This is a genomic window from Methylorubrum aminovorans (genome assembly GCF_022179725.1).
Classification (GTDB): domain Bacteria; phylum Pseudomonadota; class Alphaproteobacteria; order Rhizobiales; family Beijerinckiaceae; genus Methylobacterium; species Methylobacterium aminovorans.
In genome coordinates, this window is the sequence record NZ_BPRC01000024.1 from 1 (window position 1) to 16,414 (window position 16,414).

The 16,414-nt window shown below is 68.4% G+C and carries 14 protein-coding genes, 2 tRNA genes and 2 pseudogenes; 7 read left to right on the plus strand and 11 right to left on the minus strand.

Features of this window, described 5'->3' with window-relative positions:
* Positions 1-93: pseudogene (locus MFF24_RS22150) on the plus strand (IS5/IS1182 family transposase); the annotation flags it as partial.
* A 581-nt stretch (positions 94-674) separates the two neighbouring features.
* Here the strand turns inward: MFF24_RS22150 and MFF24_RS22155 are convergent.
* The 3 genes from MFF24_RS22155 to MFF24_RS22165 form a co-directional block, all read right to left on the minus strand.
* A complete protein-coding gene (locus tag MFF24_RS22155; protein WP_238227827.1) occupies positions 675-1,748 on the minus strand; it encodes a calcium-binding protein in 1,074 nt (357 codons plus the stop codon).
* Between the two features lie 450 nt (positions 1,749-2,198).
* Positions 2,199-2,345 (minus strand): hypothetical protein, encoded by a 147-nt coding sequence (locus MFF24_RS22160; RefSeq protein WP_166058449.1) that lies wholly within the window; start codon positions 2,343-2,345, stop codon positions 2,199-2,201.
* A gap of 67 nt (positions 2,346-2,412) precedes the next feature.
* On the minus strand, positions 2,413-2,712 hold the full coding sequence (locus MFF24_RS22165) for a hypothetical protein (protein ID WP_238227941.1): 300 nt from the start codon (positions 2,710-2,712) through the stop codon (positions 2,413-2,415).
* Between the two features lie 422 nt (positions 2,713-3,134).
* On the opposite strand from MFF24_RS22165, the pseudogene MFF24_RS22170 reads away from it, so the two are divergent.
* Positions 3,135-3,654: pseudogene (locus MFF24_RS22170) on the plus strand (transposase); the annotation flags it as partial.
* Here MFF24_RS22170 and MFF24_RS29080 read toward each other — a convergent pair.
* The 5 genes from MFF24_RS29080 to MFF24_RS22190 form a co-directional block, all read right to left on the minus strand.
* Positions 3,623-3,901: a DUF6538 domain-containing protein gene (locus MFF24_RS29080; protein ID WP_373322737.1), complete on the minus strand. Its 279-nt coding sequence runs from the start codon at positions 3,899-3,901 to the stop codon at positions 3,623-3,625. The pseudogene MFF24_RS22170 and the gene MFF24_RS29080 sit on opposite strands and share 32 nt — an antisense overlap.
* A 65-nt stretch (positions 3,902-3,966) precedes the next feature.
* A tRNA-Ser gene (locus MFF24_RS22175) sits at positions 3,967-4,056 on the minus strand.
* Positions 4,057-4,214: 158 nt separating this feature from the next.
* A complete protein-coding gene (locus MFF24_RS22180) occupies positions 4,215-5,741 on the minus strand; it encodes a heme biosynthesis protein HemY (RefSeq protein WP_238227840.1) in 1,527 nt (508 codons plus the stop codon).
* 117 nt (positions 5,742-5,858) lie between these two features.
* Positions 5,859-8,177, minus strand: a complete 2,319-nt coding sequence (locus MFF24_RS22185) for a COG4223 family protein (RefSeq protein WP_238227841.1) — start codon at positions 8,175-8,177, stop codon at positions 5,859-5,861.
* A gap of 141 nt (positions 8,178-8,318) precedes the next feature.
* Positions 8,319-9,032 (minus strand): uroporphyrinogen-III synthase, encoded by a 714-nt coding sequence (locus MFF24_RS22190; RefSeq protein ID WP_238227843.1) that lies wholly within the window; start codon positions 9,030-9,032, stop codon positions 8,319-8,321.
* 205 nt (positions 9,033-9,237) lie between these two features.
* Between MFF24_RS22190 and tsaD the strand changes: the two genes are divergently transcribed.
* The gene (gene tsaD / locus MFF24_RS22195) at positions 9,238-10,281 is read left to right on the plus strand and encodes a tRNA (adenosine(37)-N6)-threonylcarbamoyltransferase complex transferase subunit TsaD (RefSeq protein WP_133090611.1); all 1,044 of its coding nucleotides are present in this window, start codon (positions 9,238-9,240) and stop codon (positions 10,279-10,281) included.
* Between the two features lie 16 nt (positions 10,282-10,297).
* On the opposite strand, the gene MFF24_RS22200 is transcribed toward tsaD, so the two are convergent.
* Entirely contained in the window at positions 10,298-11,773 is a 1,476-nt protein-coding gene (locus MFF24_RS22200; protein WP_238227854.1) for a methyl-accepting chemotaxis protein, read from the minus strand.
* A 567-nt stretch (positions 11,774-12,340) separates the two neighbouring features.
* Between MFF24_RS22200 and MFF24_RS22205 the strand changes: the two genes are divergently transcribed.
* The 3 genes from MFF24_RS22205 (at position 12,341) to MFF24_RS22215 (ending at position 15,131) form a co-directional block, all read left to right on the plus strand.
* Positions 12,341-13,354: an NAD(P)H-dependent glycerol-3-phosphate dehydrogenase gene (locus MFF24_RS22205; protein WP_238227855.1), complete on the plus strand. Its 1,014-nt coding sequence runs from the start codon at positions 12,341-12,343 to the stop codon at positions 13,352-13,354.
* Positions 13,355-13,454: 100 nt separating this feature from the next.
* The gene (locus MFF24_RS22210; RefSeq protein ID WP_238227857.1) at positions 13,455-13,877 is read left to right on the plus strand and encodes an EVE domain-containing protein; all 423 of its coding nucleotides are present in this window, start codon (positions 13,455-13,457) and stop codon (positions 13,875-13,877) included.
* A 636-nt stretch (positions 13,878-14,513) separates the two neighbouring features.
* Positions 14,514-15,131 (plus strand): ParB-like protein, encoded by a 618-nt coding sequence (locus tag MFF24_RS22215; protein ID WP_238227859.1) that lies wholly within the window; start codon positions 14,514-14,516, stop codon positions 15,129-15,131.
* Here MFF24_RS22215 and MFF24_RS22220 read toward each other — a convergent pair.
* The gene (locus MFF24_RS22220) at positions 15,095-15,610 is read right to left on the minus strand and encodes a disulfide bond formation protein B (protein WP_238227861.1); all 516 of its coding nucleotides are present in this window, start codon (positions 15,608-15,610) and stop codon (positions 15,095-15,097) included. The two genes, MFF24_RS22215 and MFF24_RS22220, sit on opposite strands and share 37 nt — an antisense overlap.
* Positions 15,607-16,188: a YqaA family protein gene (locus tag MFF24_RS22225; protein ID WP_238227863.1), complete on the minus strand. Its 582-nt coding sequence runs from the start codon at positions 16,186-16,188 to the stop codon at positions 15,607-15,609. Before MFF24_RS22225 ends, MFF24_RS22220 begins: the two co-directional genes overlap by 4 nt.
* Positions 16,189-16,318: 130 nt before the next feature.
* Here MFF24_RS22225 and MFF24_RS22230 point away from each other — a divergent pair.
* Positions 16,319-16,403: transfer RNA gene (locus MFF24_RS22230), tRNA-Leu, on the plus strand.
* Positions 16,404-16,414 lie beyond the last annotated feature (11 nt).

Genomic DNA, 16,414 nt, shown 5'->3' on the forward strand with positions numbered 1-16,414 from the left:
CAGTTCCGCCGCGTCGCCACTCGCTACGAGAAGACCGCCCGCAACTACGCCGCCGTCGTCACGCTCGCCGCCATCGTCCTATGGCTCCGGTAACTGTCCACGCGACCTAGAGCCGTGCCCAGTCACGTATCGACGGCCAAGTCGGTATCGTAGTCGGCGGCATCGAGGGAGTTGCGGCACTCATCTGCCGTGAAGCGAGCAAAAGCCTGGGCGGAGATTGTTCAGCCTACGGGCATCCGCGTCGGGCACAGCGTGCTGGTCCGCGAAGGGCCGTTCGCAAGCTTTTCCGGTGTCGTAGAGGCAAACCTGCCCAACGACCGGGTCAAGGTGGGTGTAAGCCTCTTCGAGCGCATGTCGCCCGTAGTCTTGGACATTGCGAAATCTGCGAGCATTTAGTACAAGATAAAAGACGCCGCTTAACTCTCCCTAACGGGATCGATGTGGGGCTGCGACGGAGACGGGCAGAACCGCTTCTCCACTTTGAAGGCTGGTCCTTCTGACCGTGCCCTCAGAGGGCACGATTTGAAAATATAGGAGCGACAGACAGCCGGCGCGGCTGCTGATCCATAGCGCAAGGTAAGCGGCGGGCCCGAAGGCCCGTCGCCAACGATTCATTCACTGCGCACTGCATCGAAAGCGCAGTAGGCTTGGAACAAAGCCTGAACTCGGTGCGCCTAGCCTATCAAGAAGTCTTGGAAGGTCAGGCTGGCCTTGTTGTCCAGCACCGCGAACACGACGGCGTTCGCGGCGGAACCCGATCCGTCCGCATCGTAGGACAGCTCACCTGAGGCCTTGTTGTAAAGGACGCGATCGTCGGCATCGACGCCAGCGACGGACAGATCCTTGAAGGCCGTTTCAGTGAGGGGGCCCGAGTTCAGACCTGAGGCCTGCCCCTTGGCGATGTAGATCTTATCGCCGGTCGAGAAATCAGCGACACGATCGACGTTGCCATTGCCGAACTTGGTCGTGAACATGAAGACGTCTGCGCCTTCTCCACCGGTCAGGACGTCTGCTCCGAACCCGCCGTCGAGCAAGTCGGCGCCCGTGCCACCATCGATGGCATCGTTGCCATAGCCGCCGGTGAGGGTGTCGTTATCGGCGCCACCGAAAATTTTGTCATTTCCGAAGCCACCGCTGACGGTGTCTTTGCCCTCGTCGCCGTAAAGCGTCACGGCGGAGAGGTCATTGGTGTAGACGATCAGGTCGTCGCCCGTCCCGCCGTACACCTTGTCCGAACCATCGTTGTAGCTGCCGCGGATCGTGTCCGCACCGCCGCCACCGTAGATCAGGTCAGCTCCCTCGCCGCCGCGGATGTAGTCGTTGCCGTCCTTGGCACCTGCGACATCCGAGTCGCCGTAGATGATGTCGGCAGCCATGCCGCCTTGGATCGTGTCGTCGCCATCATCACCGTAAAGCGCAACGCCATCGAGGCTGTTGAGGTAGTACAGGGTGTCGTTGCCGTCGCCGCCCCGCACATGATCAGCCCCGGTACGTAGCGGCTGCTGCCCACCGTTGGTGATCAGATCGTCGCCGTCGCCGCCGTTCAGATAATCGTCGCCGTAGCCGCCAAAGATGGTGTCATTGCCAGCTTCGCCATGAATGAAATCGTTGACGGTGCTGCCGTAGATCACATCATTTCCGCCGGCTGCATGTACTATTATGGCCTTTTTCGAATAGGTATAATCAACGGTCGAGTCATTATCGTCGCCTGCGATGTAGTAGAACTTGTCGTCTTCTTTGACGCTCATAGCGAACCCCCATCACCGACCGTTTTAATTTGTGTGCGGCCGTGATGCCATGATCTCATTTCTGATTTTGGCTGCATTGTGTCCCCTGAGCGCGTGAGATCGCAAACACTTTTGCGCTGTGTGGAATCTGCAATGCAATTGAGATTGCACGGGAGGATTCGCTGCAATCATCGAGCGTTGACTTGATCTCAGGGTGTCTTTGATTGCGATATAACAATCGGCGATCAATTTTATATCAATACTTGTAAGGCGCGCCAAGACGCAAAATAAACTGGAATAATACGAAGATGTGATGGCCGGCGTTATGGAATCGAGCTAGGCCGGGCTCCGTATTAATCATCGGTTTGCGCGAGAACCGAGGTGGCCGCCAAAGACTTGGCCGCTTCTCACGATTGGAAAGATGCGCCCCCCAGCGGATAGACCGCTGCGGGGCCTTTCACATCGAGCCGATCAGCGCCCGGAGCCGCCGCCGCCACCCGAACTCGTGTTGCCGCCACCGGAGTTACTTGGGTTTCCGCCGCGTCCGCCGGTGTCCTGCGCCATTGCGGAACCGGTTATAAGAGCAAGCGCCAGCGCCGCCGTGATGATCTTCGTCATGCGTTCCTCCATGCGCCACAGCCCTGCGAGGCGTGGCCTGTGTCGATTTCAGTTCAGTGCGGAGCGATCAGCGACCACCGGCTGCGCCACCTGCACCGCTGGTGCCCGCGCCGCCGCTCGTCCCCATGCTTCCACCGGAAGTGCTGCCGGCAGCGCCTGGAGCCGCCGGGGCCATCCTGTTTCCAGTTGCGGTGCCGGTGGCTGAACCTGTCGAGCGCTCCATGGCCTTCTCGGAATTGCTCTTCACGCTGCCCGGGTTGTTCATGTTGCCTTCGGCGCTCCCGCCGCCGGCAGGCGTCTGGGCTACAGCGGCACCCGAGAGTGTAAGCGTCAGCGCGGCGGCAAGCGCCAATGTCTTCGATTGCATGGTCGTTTCCATCCCTGTTCGTCGTTGAGCAGGAGCAACGCAGGGCTGTCAGCTTCGTTCAGACCACTGACCGAAGCGCCCCACCAAGCATTCGGCGTGGACGCAGACGGCGTGGCTGGCCCTGCGCATCACCGTGAGGATTGGAATCACTGCCAATCAGCGGAGGGTGGGAGACTCACCGGGCTTAAGCGGACGATCCTCACCCTCAGGACCGCCCGTCCAGACGTGAGAATTCAGCCGCTCCAAGTGCTCGAAGACGTGCTCCAATGCCCGCGTCACAGCCGTCTCGAAAGACCCGTCCTGCGTGCCTTGGGCGGGCTTCACAACGCTGAGGAGTTCGTGATGCTTATGGGTGTCGCTTGGCCTTGCCCCCTGGCCTGCCCTCGTTCTGAAGCTAGGGTCCGTCGTTGAGGAGACGGACGATGAAGAAGAGCCGGTTCAGCGAACAACAGATATCGGTATCCTGAAGGAGCAGCGGGCTGGGCTGCCGGTGGCTGAGATCTACCGCTGCCACGGCATCAGCGACGAGACGTTCTACACGTGGCGCTCGCGCTTCGGCGGCATGGAGGTCTCGGACGCTGGTCGCCTGAAATCGCTCGACGAGGAGAACCGCAAGCTCAAGAAGCTCCTGGCCGAGGCGATGCTCGACGTGGCGGCGCTGCGTGAGGCTTTGGGAAAAAAACTTCTGACGCCCGGCGCACGGAGAACGGCCGTAAGCTGGGCCATCGAGGAGAAGGGCTATTCCCAGCGTCGCGCCTGCGGGCTGATCGAGTTGGCCCCGAAGACGTACCGCTACGCCTCGACGCGGGGTGACGATGCGCCCGTGCGGGTACGCCTGCGCAGCCTGGCCGGCGAGCGCCGCTGGTTCGGCAGCCGGCGCCTGCTGATCTCAGCTCGCGGCGGGAGGGCTTCACACTGAACCGCAAGAAGCTGTTCCACCTCTAGGCTGCCAGCCGTTTGAAACGGTCTGCGAGCCGATCCACTTCCACAGCAGTGAGCGCGCGATCCAGCGGCGCTCGCGAGCTACCGCTTCGCTCATTGTGTCGAGGGCTCTGACGAGGTGCTGCTGACCAACTGTGGCGACGAGATGGGCTGGTACCCGCAGGCGGACGTACCAGCGACCACGGCGACATTGCAGATACTCGGCGCGGCGCACCGTTGGCTTCGCTCCCAAAAGCCACGGTGACACAGTGTCAACACGTGGGCTGAGATCGAGAGCTAAAATCGATTTGATTTCAGTGGTTTATAGGCATCTGGCGGAGGGAGCGGGATTCGAACCCGCGATACGGTTTCCCGTATACACACTTTCCAGGCGTGCGCCTTCAACCACTCGGCCACCCCTCCGGAACCGGCCGGGGACCGACGCGCGCTCAGCGCGGGCGGTGGTCACTTGCGGCAGGTGGCGGGTCTGTAGCCGGGGCGCCGACGTCTGGCAAGGCGGAGAATGCCACAGAATGCACGGCGTGTGCGCCGCCCGGTGCTGGACCGGGCGGCAGGAGGCTTCAGGCGATGCGGCGGGGACGGTCCGCGGTCGTCTGGGGAGCCGGCGAGGGGCCGGCCGGGGCGTTGACCGGCGCGGGTGTCGACAGCGCCGACGGGGTGCCGGCACCGGTCTGGAGGAAGCCGGGCGTCGAGGGAGCCGGGCTGTCGCTGGTGACCGGGGGCGGGACGGGCGCCACCGGGATCTCGGCCGGAGCCGCCGGTTCAGCCGGGGCCGGCGCGTCATCCTCGTCGGGGCCGGCCAGGATCTCGGGCGGCGTCTTCCACACGAAGGCGTCGAGGCGGCCGGTGACCGGCGAGACGGGGGCCCAGCGCTCGGAGATGACGCCGTCGGCGACCCAGGCCGGGTCGCGCGGGGCGTGGGCGGCGCGGGCGAGCCACTCGCGGGAGCGTCCGCTCTCGGCGCCGTGCTCGGCGGCTTCGATCCGCGCCATCATCCGGCAGACGCGCGCCGTCGGCCTGTCGTCGGTCAGCGGCGCCAGCGCCTCGCGGGCGCGGGCGAAATCCTTAGCCTCGGTCGCGGCCTGAGCGATCACGAGGCGCGATTCCGGATCCCAGGACGAGAGTTTGGCGAGGGTCTCGGCGCGGGCCAGACGGTCGCGGGCGGAGTCACCCGTGCGCAGGTTGAGATAGACCTTGCCGAGTTCCGGATGCGGGGTCGCCTTCCAGGCTGCCTCGACGATCTTGGCGGCCTTGCGCAGGTCGTTGCGCCGAGCGAGCAGACGGCCGGCGATGACAGCCGCGGGCACGAGGTCGGGGGCCAGCTTGACCGCCTTCAGCGCCTGCTCGATCGCGGTGTCGGGCTCGCCGGCCTCGTGGCGCTGGGCGGCCGCGGTGAGCAGGACCGCCCGCTGACGGCGCGCGGCGTGCTTGTCCATCAGGCCGAGCGCGGCGCGGCGCTCCACGGTCTCCGTCGCGGCGGACCACTCGCCGTCGGCGCATTGCGCCTCCAGAACCGCCTCGTTCGCCCAGGTGACGCTCGGGGCGAGCCGGGCGGCCTCGGCGGCGTAGGCGCGGGCGGCACCCTCGTCCTCGCGACGGCGGGCTTCCACGAACAGGCCGCGCAGGCCGAGCACACGGGTCTCGGGATCGTCCGCCATGCGCTTGAACGCCTGCTCGGCCGCGTCCCGGTCGCCGGAGATCTGCGCCGCCTGGGCCTTGAGTAGGAGTGTCAGAGGCTGGCTGCCGAGCAGCCGCTCGGCGTCGCCGGCATGGCGGCGGGCGGCGAGCGGGTCACCGGAGCCGACGGCGATCATGCCCCGCGAGAGCGAGGCGAGGCCCTTGTTGCGGCGACGCTCGCGGGTCGAGCGGCTGATGCTGGCGGGCAGGCCGATCACGCCGGTCACGATCGCCCAGATCAGGCCGATGACGATGGCCGCCACCAGCACGCCGGTGAGCGCGATGGCGAGGCTCATACCGACCTCGTAGCCGTTCCAGACGACGGTCACGGTGCCTGGATGGTCGGCGATCCACACCGCGCCGTAGGCGGCGACGGCCAGGAGGGCCAGGAAGACGAGGGCGCGCCACATGGGTCAGGGCCTCCTTGGGAGCACGGGGAGCGGGCGCACGCGGCCCGGGCAGAGTGGAAGGGGGGAACGCCGCGCAGGGCGCGGCTGGTTCATGGTCATCGAGAGTGGCCCCGACCGTCAGCGCGCGGGAGGCAGGCCGGTGAAGGCGTCGGCCAGCAGCCCTTGCGCGGCGCGGCCTGCCTCGGCCCGCGCCGCGAGCCGGGCGCCGAAATCACCGCCCTGGGCCCGCGCTTCCTCGGGAAGCGCGGCATAGGCCTTGGCCGCTTCGGCGAGGTCCCCACGGTCGAGGGCCGCCTGAACCTGTCCGGTGGAGGTCTCGGTGCCCGCGCTCGACGACGCAGCGCCCGAGGCCGATCCCTCGACGCGCTTCACCTGCACGAGGGAGCTTGCCATGCTCATCAGCCGGTCACCGACATTGCCGGTCTCGGCCACAGCCTTCGCCTGGGCCGCGCGCTTGGCGTCGGCGATCTTCTCCGAGATCCGGCGGAACTCCGCCGCGAGGCTGGCCGCGGTCGGCGCACCCTTGTCGGCGAAGGGACCGAGCGCGTCGAGGCGCTTGGAATCTGCCGGTTCGAGGTTGCGCAGGCTGGCCAGCGCGTCCGGGTAGGGCTGGCCCGCCTCCAGCGCCGAGGCGATCCGGTCGGCCGCGACGATGCGCAGGGCCGACTGTACGGTGGTCTGCTTGGCGCTCTGATCAACCGCCTTGTCGAGGCTGGCGATCCGGTCCGACTGCTCCTGCAGCTTGTCCTGAAGCTTGCGCTCCAGGCTCTGCACAGCCTCCTCGGCACGGGTCCGGGCGGCGTCGGCGGCCTGCTTGCCCGCCTGGGTCGCCTCCTGCGCGGCCTGGCTCGCCGCAGCGAGGCGGCCCTCCAGCGCCTTCTGCACCTCGTCCACGCGCTTGCCGAGGGCGGCCTCGGCCGCCTCGTCGGCCTTGGCGCGGGACGCGACCTCGCCCTGGAGCGCCGCGATCTTGTCCGTGAGGTCGGACGACGCGGTCTTGGAGCCGTTCGCTTCCAACGCCTTGATCCGGTCGTCGAGGGCCGCGAGCGCTGTCGGATCCGATGTCGGCGCCGCCTTCAGCTCCGCATTGCCGTCGCGGCCGGGCTCCTCCTGCAGCGCCGAGACCCGCTGATCGAGGGCATCGAGACGCGCCGTCAGATCCGCGGGGATCGCCGGGGCCGGAGCCGGAGCCGAGCCGTCGGCGGCGGGCGCAGCGCCCGCTCGCTGCAGCGCCTCGTTGGCGCGTTCCGTCGCGGCCTTGGCCGCCGCCTCGGCCCGGGCGATCGCGTCGGGCAGGGGCTTCAGGGCCTGTTCGTTGGCGGCAAGCCGCTTATCGAGGCCTGACACCGCATCCTTGGTGGCAAGACCCGCGACGGTCTGGTCGAGGTTGGTCAGCCTCGGATCGGCTCCGCGCTGGTAGGTAGTGACTCCGTAGAGCAGGCCGGCGCCGATCAGGCCGCCGAGCAGCCCCGAGGCGGCGACCGAACCGAAGCCGGGACCGCTGCGAGCCGGCGCGGACGGCGCCGTCGCCCTGGACGCCTCGGCCTTGGGGGCCTCACCGGACGGCGATTTCGGCGACGTGGAGGCACCCGGCCCCTCCTTGGCGGCGTCGGGCTTTGAACCCGGTTTCGCTGCGTCCGCCGGGTCGGAGAGGCGCTTGGCCTTCAAGTCGAGGATCGGACCTTCCGTCAGCGAGGCCGTTTCCGTCACCCGGGTGGCACCCGGCGCCGTTCCGGGCTTCGCGTCAGGCTTGGTGTCCTGCGGCTTCGAGTCTTGCAGCTTCGGGTCTTGCGGCTTGGCGCTCCCGGACGGCGGGACCTCCGGCTTCATGGCGCTGCTGCCAGTGGCGCCGGCTTTGGCGGGCGCCTCCGGTTTCGCATCGGCGGGCTTGGTCGCGGCCGCGGTCGGCGGCACGGCGGAGCTTCCGGTCGGACCCGGCTTCAACGGCGCGCTGCCCCCCATCGGGTTCGAGCCCGGGGGGTTGGGGGCGGCCGGTGATGCGGAGCCGGTGGACGTCTTTCCCGGCTCGGCGGGTTTGCCCGACGCGGTCGATCCTGCGGCACCGGCCGAACCGGGGGAAGGGATGGCGCTGCTGCCCGTCGGCCCCGGCTTGGCCGGTGTGTCAGCCTTGGCGTCCTGCGGACGGCCCGAGGCGCCCGTCGGCCCGCTGCCGGACAGCGCGCTGCTGCCGGTCGGTCCGGGCTTGGCCGGTTCCGAGGCAGTCAACCCCGTCTTGGTCGAGTCGGGCTTCGCAGTGGCGGCAATCGCTGAAGGTTCGGCCGGCTTGTCCGTCACCTTGGGATCGGCGGGCCGTGACGCATCCCTCGTAGAATCCTTGGCCGGCTCCTTGCCTTGCTCGGAAGCCTTGCCTTGCTCGAGAGACTTGGAACCGTCCCTGGGGCCGTCCTTGGGTGAAGTCACGGGCGTTCGCTCCATTCAGCCGCCGCACCGGCGCAGTTTGCTCCCATAGAAGAGCGAAACCGCGCCGTCATCCATTGGAGCCGCTTCCGGGCTCCTTCTCCGACGCTTCGTTACGGTCTGCCGTCCGCATCGGCCCGCAGGGGGCGACGAGGGCGGTCAGTCCGAAGTCGCGAGACCAGCCAGGAGAGCCTCCTCGCTCGGGCGCGCCGCCACAAAATGGGCCGCAATGCCGAGCTCGACCAGTCCCGCGGCCACGTCCGGGGACAGGCAGTAATGCGCCAGCGCCCGAAACGCTCCGCTCAGACCCGCCTCTCGGCAGAGCCGCTCGGCGATTTCAGCGCTCCTTCGTGAGAAATGCAGGGCCGCCGTGACCGGCAGGGCGTCGTCTCGGCCCGCGAGCGCCTGCGCCGCCGATCCGGGGAGGGTCGCCTCGGCCAGGGCGGCGTAGGCGGTCCAGGTCGTGACGCGGTAGCCCTCGGCCGTCAGGCTCGCAGCCGGTTCCGGCTTTCGGTCCTCGCCCGCGGCGTGGAGGAGGGCGCCGTCCGGCCTGACATGTGCCGCGACCAGCCGGGCGAGGTCGGCGGCGTCCCCGTCGGCACAGAGCACGGATCGCAGACCCATTCGCTCGGCCCACTCGGCGGTGCGGCGGCCGACGGCGAAGACCGGCGCGGCGGGAAAGCCCGCCCCGGCGAGCGGCGCGGCGGCGTTGGCGCTCGTGAGGATCAGCCCATCGAACCGGCCGGCGGGCGGTGGTTCGCCGCCCGGCCCGATCCGAAGGACGGGCGCCACGAGCGTCGCGTGGCCGAGTTCGGCCAGCCGCCGCGCTGTGCGTCCCGCGCCCGGCTCGGGCCGCGACACCCAGATCCGCATGCGTTCGTCTCCTCTCACGCCGTTCGCTCACGCCATCCACAGCGTCCGTCGGCGGCGAGCCTCACCTGTATCCGTCGGCGGTTTCGTCGTAGACGTGTCTTCGCAGATGCGTCTTCGCGGGCGGCCGGACCCGGCTCTCGCGAGACATGGAGTAGGCGGGCCGGCCCCCGGCGCGCAACGGTGCGTGGACGTCAGCGTGACCCTCATGAAGATCCTTGGCATCGAGACCACCTGCGACGAGACCGCCGCCGCCGTCGTGACGCTCGGTGAGGGCGAGCGCGGACAGATCCTCTCCAACGAGGTGCTGAGCCAGATCGCCGAGCACGCGGCCTATGGCGGCGTGGTGCCCGAGATCGCCGCCCGCGCCCATGTCGAGGTGCTCGATCGCCTGATCGCCCGGGCGCTCCAGCGGGCGGGGACGACCCTGAAGGAGATCGACGGGATCGCGGTCGCCGCTGGACCCGGCCTGATCGGCGGCGTGCTGATTGGCCTCGTCACGGCCAAGACCCTCTCCCTCGTCGCGCGCAAGCCGCTTCTGGCGGTCAACCATCTGGAGGCGCACGCGCTGACGCCGCGGCTCACCGACGGGCTCGCCTTTCCCTACCTGCTGCTGCTGGCCTCCGGCGGGCACACGCAGCTCGTCGCGGTGAAGGGGGTGGGCGACTACGTCCGGCTCGGCACCACCATCGACGATGCGATCGGCGAGGCCTTCGACAAGGTCGCCAAGCTCTTAGGCCTCGGCTATCCCGGCGGCCCCGAGGTGGAGCGGCAGGCTCAGAGCGGGAATCCCGAGCGCTTCGCGCTGCCGCGGCCGATGCTGGGACGGCGGCAGGCGGATTTCTCGCTCTCGGGCCTCAAGACCGCGCTGCGCATCGAGGCCGAGCGGCTCGAACCGCTCGCCTCGCAGGACGTGGCGGATCTCTGCGCCAGCTTCCAGGCGGCGGTGGTGGACGTGGTGGTGGACCGTGTCCGCGTGGCGCTCCGCGCCTTCGCGGGCGTCGCCGGGCATCCGACGGCTCTGGTCGCCGCGGGCGGCGTGGCCGCCAACGGGGCGATCCGCCGGGCTCTCGCGGCGCAGGCGGGGGAGGTCGGGCTGAGCTTCGTCGCCCCGCCGCTTCCGCTGTGCGGCGACAACGGGGCGATGATCGCCTGGGCCGGGCTTGAGCGCCTGCGCCTCGGCCTCGTCGACGACCTCACCGTGCCGGCCCGCGCCCGCTGGCCCTTCGCCGAGGCCGCGCCGGCCGCTTGAGACCGCCCGCCTGAGATCAGGCGAGCGCGCGGGCGGAGGCGGTCACCTTCTGCACGGACAGATCGACTTCGCCCGCCGCATAGGCGATGCCGTCGGCGTTGCGGCGGACAGCGTCCACGCTGCGCGCGGCGGTCTGCATGTTGGTCGCGATCTCCTGCGTGACGGCCGCCTGCTCGGTGACGGCCGAAGACACGCTCATCGAGATCTCGCTGAGTTCCGTGATGGTTGAGACGATGGCGCGGATCGCCTCGACGGCCCGGGCCGAGGAATCCTGCACGGCGGCGATCTGCTGGCCGATATCCTCAGTGGCACGCGAGGACTGGCTGGCCAGCGCCTTCACCTCGGTGGCGACCACGGCGAAGCCGCGGCCGGCCGCACCGGCGCGGGCCGCCTCGATGGTGGCGTTCAGTGCCAGCAGGTTCGTCTGGTCGGCGATCGAGCGGATCACGGAGACGACCTCTCCGATGCGCTCGGCCGTGGCGGTCAGGCCACTGACGATGCCACCCGCCTCCTCGGCGCGGGTCACGGCCGCATCGGCGGCCGTCTTCGCCTGCGAGGCGTGGCGGCTCAACTCCGAGATCGAGGCCGCGAACTCCTCGGCCCCCGCGGCGACGGACTGGACATTGTCGGAGGTGACGGCGACGGCGGCCGCCGTCTCGCTGGCCTGGCGGCTGACATTCGACATCGCACCGGTGATGGTGCCGAGATCGGTCTCGATGGCGCGTTGTCCGTTGGCGCGCCGCAGGCGGTCTGCGACCGCCTGGGTCACGTCGCTGGCGAATTTTACCACCGCGCAGGGCCGCCCCTCTCGGTCGAGGACCGGATTGTAGCTGCCGTAGATCCAGACCGTCCGCCCGCCCTTGGCGAAGCGCTGAAACTCGCCGGACTGATAGGTGCCGTTCGCGAGCGACTTCCAGAAGCCGGCATAGGCGGCGCCCTTGGCCTCCTCGGGATCGACGAACAGGCTGTGATGGCGGCCGCGGATCTCGTCCAGCCGATACCCCATCGCGTTGAGGAAGTTCTCGTTGGCATCCGTGATCGTGCCGTCGAGGCTGAAATGGATCACGGCCTGGGACCGGTTGATCGCGGCAATCTGCCCCTCGTAACCCGCGTTGCGCTCGGTCTGGGCGGTGACGTCGGTGGCGAACTTCACCACTTTGTAGGGACGTCCGCGCCGGTCGAGGATCGGATTGTAGGAGGCTTGGATCCAGATCGATCGGCCGTCCTTGGCGATCCGGCGAAACTCGCGGGCCTGAAATTCGCCGCGGCGAAGCGCATTCCAGAAGTCCTTGTATTCCGGGCTTTCGCGCTGTTCCGGCGGCATGAACATCGCGTGCGAGCGACCGCGCACCTCATCGAGGGTGTAGCCAACGAGCCCGAGGAAGTTGGCGTTCGAGTGCGTGATGGTGCCGTCCATCGTGAATTCGATGCGACCTTGGGCGCGATCGACGGCGGCCAGAATGGAATCCTGCTCGGATTGGAAGATCGCCACGGCAGACAGTTCCAAGCATCACGTGTTTCGGAAACTTATTTTCTCGACATATTTCTAACCAAAAGTTAATTTTGCGAGCTTCGGGCAATATGCGCACCGCTGATTTCGCTTTTTCAGTGACAATCACGCGGATTTGAAAAGTCAAAGTGCCGTGAAAAATCTGCATAGATGAAAAGTGCGTACATCGAGATCGATCATCGGTGGAGAAGAGGCTCACCCTTGTAAGGGAATGGACAGCCAAGACTGAATTCACACGATGGGAGGGGAAAAGCGCCACCTTTGTCCGGGATCGACGGACAAAGATCTTCTCACCTCGAACCCATTGAAAATCGCTCCAACCCGTCGCTGCCGTAACCGCCTTGTCCCGTGGAACGTTGCCGTCGAAGCCGCGAGAGGGGGACTTGGCGCTATGGTGCCTCCGTCATTGAACGATCCCGGATCGACCCTCGCTCTTCCGCCGACAGGCCGTTATCGCGAAGCGGAAGAGGCGGAGCATTCCCGCAGCTTGGCTGTAATGGGCAGGGGGCGCACCAAGTTCCCGCAATCAGGTTCCCGGTGGAGGCAGACATGAACTCAGGCACGCAGCGGCGGGACGAGAGCGTCGCGGTCGTCGGCGGCGGATCCTGGGGTACGGCCCTGGCGAACGCCGCGGCCGCAGCGGGACGCGAGGTCACGCTCTGGATGCGCGATTCCGAGGCCGCCGCGCGGATGGAGCGGGATCGTGTCAACGAGCGCTACCTGCCCGGAATCGCCCTGCATCCGGGTGTGCGGGCCACTGCCGAGGCCGCCGCGCTCGGGCAGGCCGGCACGGTGCTGCTGGTCGTGCCGGCCCAGACCCTGCGCGGCGTGCTCGCGGCGCTCGCACCCTCGCTGGCGCCCGGCGCCGCCCTGGTGCTGTGCGCCAAGGGGATCGAGCGGGGCAGCGACGCCTTCATGAGCGAGGTGGCGGCGGAGGTTCTGCGGGAAGGCGCGCCAGTCGCGGTGCTGTCGGGGCCGAGCTTCGCCGCCGACGTGGCCCGCGGACTGCCCACGGCGGTGACGCTCGCCGCCGCAGACGGGGCGCTGGCGGCGCGGCTCGCCGGCCTGCTCTCGGGGCCGGCCTTCCGGCTCTATCACACCGACGATGTGCGCGGCGTCGAGGTCGGGGGAGCGGGCAAGAACGTGCTCGCAATCGCGGCCGGCATCGTCGCGGGCCGCGGCCTGGGGGAGAGCGCGCGCGCCGCGCTGATCGCCCGCGCCTTTGCCGAGCTGATGCGCTTCGCCCGCGCCTATGGCGGCCGGGCGGAGACGCTGATGGGGCTGTCAGGCCTCGGCGACCTCGTCCTCACGGCCTCCTCGCCACAATCACGCAACTTCGCCTTCGGTGAGCGCCTCGGGCGTGGCGCCTCGCCCGAGGAGGCTTCGGGCGGCAAGCTCGCGGAGGGCGCCTTCACCGCGCAGGCATTGGTCGATCTCGCCCGCACCCGCGAGGTCGAGATGCCGGTGGCCGAGGCGGTCGCGGCGGTGGTGGCCGGCGCCCTGACGGTCGATGCGGCGATGACCCGCCTGCTATCGCGGCCGCTCAAGGCCGAGACGGCTTAATCGGTGTCCGGCGGCTGAGGGCGAAGCAGCGCCCGCCCTTCAAGCGCGGCCGGATTTTCGATAAGCGGGGGCGCCTTTCCCGACGGAGCCGCCTCGCACCATGGCCTACTGGCTGTTCAAGTCCGAACCCGCGACCTGGTCCTGGGACCAGCAGGTCGAGGCGGGGGAGGGGGGCACCTTCTGGAACGGCGTGCGCAACCACCTCGCCAAGAAACAGATGCAGGCGATGCAGGTCGGCGAGCGCGGCTTCTTCTACCATTCCAACGAGGGCAAGGCCGTCGTCGGCATCGTCGAGGTCATCAAGCCCTATTACCCCGACCATACCGACGAGAGCGGACGCTTCGGCATGGTCGATGTCCGGGCGGTGGCGCCGATGCCGCGCCCGGTCGGCCTCGACGCGATCAAGGCGGAGGCCGCGCTCAAGGACATGGCCCTCGTCACCAATTCACGCCTCTCGGTCCAGCCGGTGACGGAGGCGGAATGGGCCACGGTCTGCGCCATGGGCGGCTACGTCGAGCGCTGAGCGTCGGCGAGGCGGCCCGTCCCGGTTCGAAATCTCAGCGGGTGAGCGCGCCGGGCATCAGGTCACGGCTGCACAGCCGGGTGCCCGCGGCTTGGAGGGCGCGTCCGAGCCCCGTGCGCAGGGGCAGCTCGACCACCGCGATACCCGCAGCGATGCGGCGACGGCCGTGAGAAGACTGCCCGCGAGCCACGCGGCGGGCGGGGATACAGCATGCCGAGGCAGGCCGCGCCGAAGCGAAGCAGGTCGAGGCCGATCAGGGCCGCGGAGCGTGCGCGCGTGCGGTCGGCGACGGCTCGTTCCCGGCCGAGACGGAACCCATGCCTGTCTTCCCTTTGCAGAAGCGCTTCCAGATCATTACCCGATCACGCGACACGCGTTCGACTTGTCTTTCGGCAAGATCCCGTCGGGACACCGGGATAAAAGTATCGATACACCGCCTTTGTCTGGCGCCCAGCGAGCCTTGACACTGAAAATGTGTCCCTAGTTTCCGGGCAACCGTAAAGCGTGGCCGCTCGTTCGAGTTCGGACAGTGCCGCTCCCGCGAGGTCCGTCTTCGCGACGCCGGGATCGTCTGCGCGGGCCGCGTCGGCGACGCGGCACTTCTCGGTCAAGGTTCGAACAGGATTGGAGACATCGATGGCGCCCCGTGAACCCCTGCTCATCTCCGTGCCGATCGCGGCGCTGCGTCCGACGCAGATCACGGTCGGCTTTCGCGAGGTGGAGGAGAAGCGCCGTCGCTGGCGGGCGCATGATACGGAGAAGAAGGCCGAGTTCCTCGGCTCACACATGATCCCGGTGCTGCTCGGGCCCAAGAAGAAGCACTACGTGATCGATCATCACCACCTCGCCCGCGCCCTGCAGGAAGAGGGGGAGAAGAATGTGCTGGTGACCATCGTCGCCGACCTGCACAAGCTCGACAGGGACGCCTTCTGGACGGTGGCCGACCACAAGTCCTGGGTCCATCCCTACGATGCCTCCGGCGCGCGGGTCGGCTTCGATGCCATCCCCAAGACGATCGCGGATCTCGCCGACGACCCGTTTCGAAGCCTCGCGGGCGAGCTGCGCCGGGCCGGCGGATTCGCCAAGGACACGACGCCGTTCAGCGAATTCCTGTGGGCCGACTACCTCCGGCGCAACCTGAAGCGGAAGGCGATCGAGCGCGACTTCACCGAAGCGATGGAGAGCGCGCTGCGCCTCGCGAAGGCACCGGATGCCGGCTACCTGCCCGGCTGGTGCGGCCCTCTCGACGGCTGAGCGAAACAGGCGGCCGCCGCGGCGCAGAGGCCGAGGGCGGCCGCGATCAGGGCGTTCCAGCCGGCGAGCGAGAGGCCGAGGAAGCGCCATGCGGCGGCCGTGCAATCGACCGGTCGCACGGTCTCGAGATTCTTCAGGAAGTCGGCCACGTCCGCCGGCCCGGCGCCGGAGCCGCCGCCGCAATCGTTGGGCCCGGGCCAGAACCCCCATTCCGCCCCCGCGTGATACACGCCGAGGCCGGCACCGTAGATCAGGACCAGCGCCACGAGGCCGAGGAGAAAGCGGGCGGGCCGCGGCGGAAGCAGGGCGGCGATCAGCGCGAGCGGGGCGGCGAGGTAGTAGGGCACCCGCTCCGTCAGGCAGAGCTTGCACGGCACGTAACCGAGGCCGTGCTCGAACACGAGGGCGCCGCCGACGGTCAGCGCGGCGCCGAGCGCCACGGCGAGCGCCGCGCTCCGCAGGGTGAGAATGCGGGTCACAGCATCACCTTGAAGGCGACGAAGCCCAGGATCACCACGGCGGCGAACAGCCCCGCCACCACGTTGAGATGCCGGTCGAGCACCGCGCGGATGCCGATGCCGTAGCGCCCGAGCAGCCAAGCCAGCAGGAAGAACCGCGCCCCGCGGGTGACGACCGAGAGCAGCGTGAACCAGAACAGCGAGTAGTGGGCGAAGCCCGAGGTGATGGTGACGAGCTTGTAGGGGATCGGGGTAAGGCCCTTCAGCAGGATCACCCAGTGCCCGTAGGTGGCGTAGGAGGCCTGGAAGGTCTCAGCCTTGTCGGTCAACCCGTAGAGGTTGAACAGCCATAGCCCGACCGAATCGAACAGCAATGCGCCGATGGCGTAGCCGAGTAGGCCGCCGAGCACCGAGGCGACGGTGGCGATGGTGGCGTAGAGCCAGACCCGGTCCGGCCGGCTCACAGCCATCGGCACCATCATCGCGTCCGGCGGGACGGGAAAGAACGAACTCTCCGCGAAGGCCACCGCCCCGAGCGCCCAGGGCGCGGAAGGCTTGGCGGCGAGCGCGAGGATCCACTCGTAGAGCCGGCGGAGCATGGGGCCTCGTTGGGGTCGGGGAAGCGGTGCCCTTTCAGCACAGAAGCGGGCCGGAGGCGAGGGTCACCCCGATGCTGAAAAGATTCGCTCTGGCCCGTCGCCTCGGCTTGTGCCAAGAGGCGCGTGCGTCGCGGGTATGGCGGAATTGGTAGACGCGGGCGACTCAAAATCGCCAGCCGAAAGGCGTGGGGGTTCGATTCCCTCTACCCGCACCAGCACCCTCCTC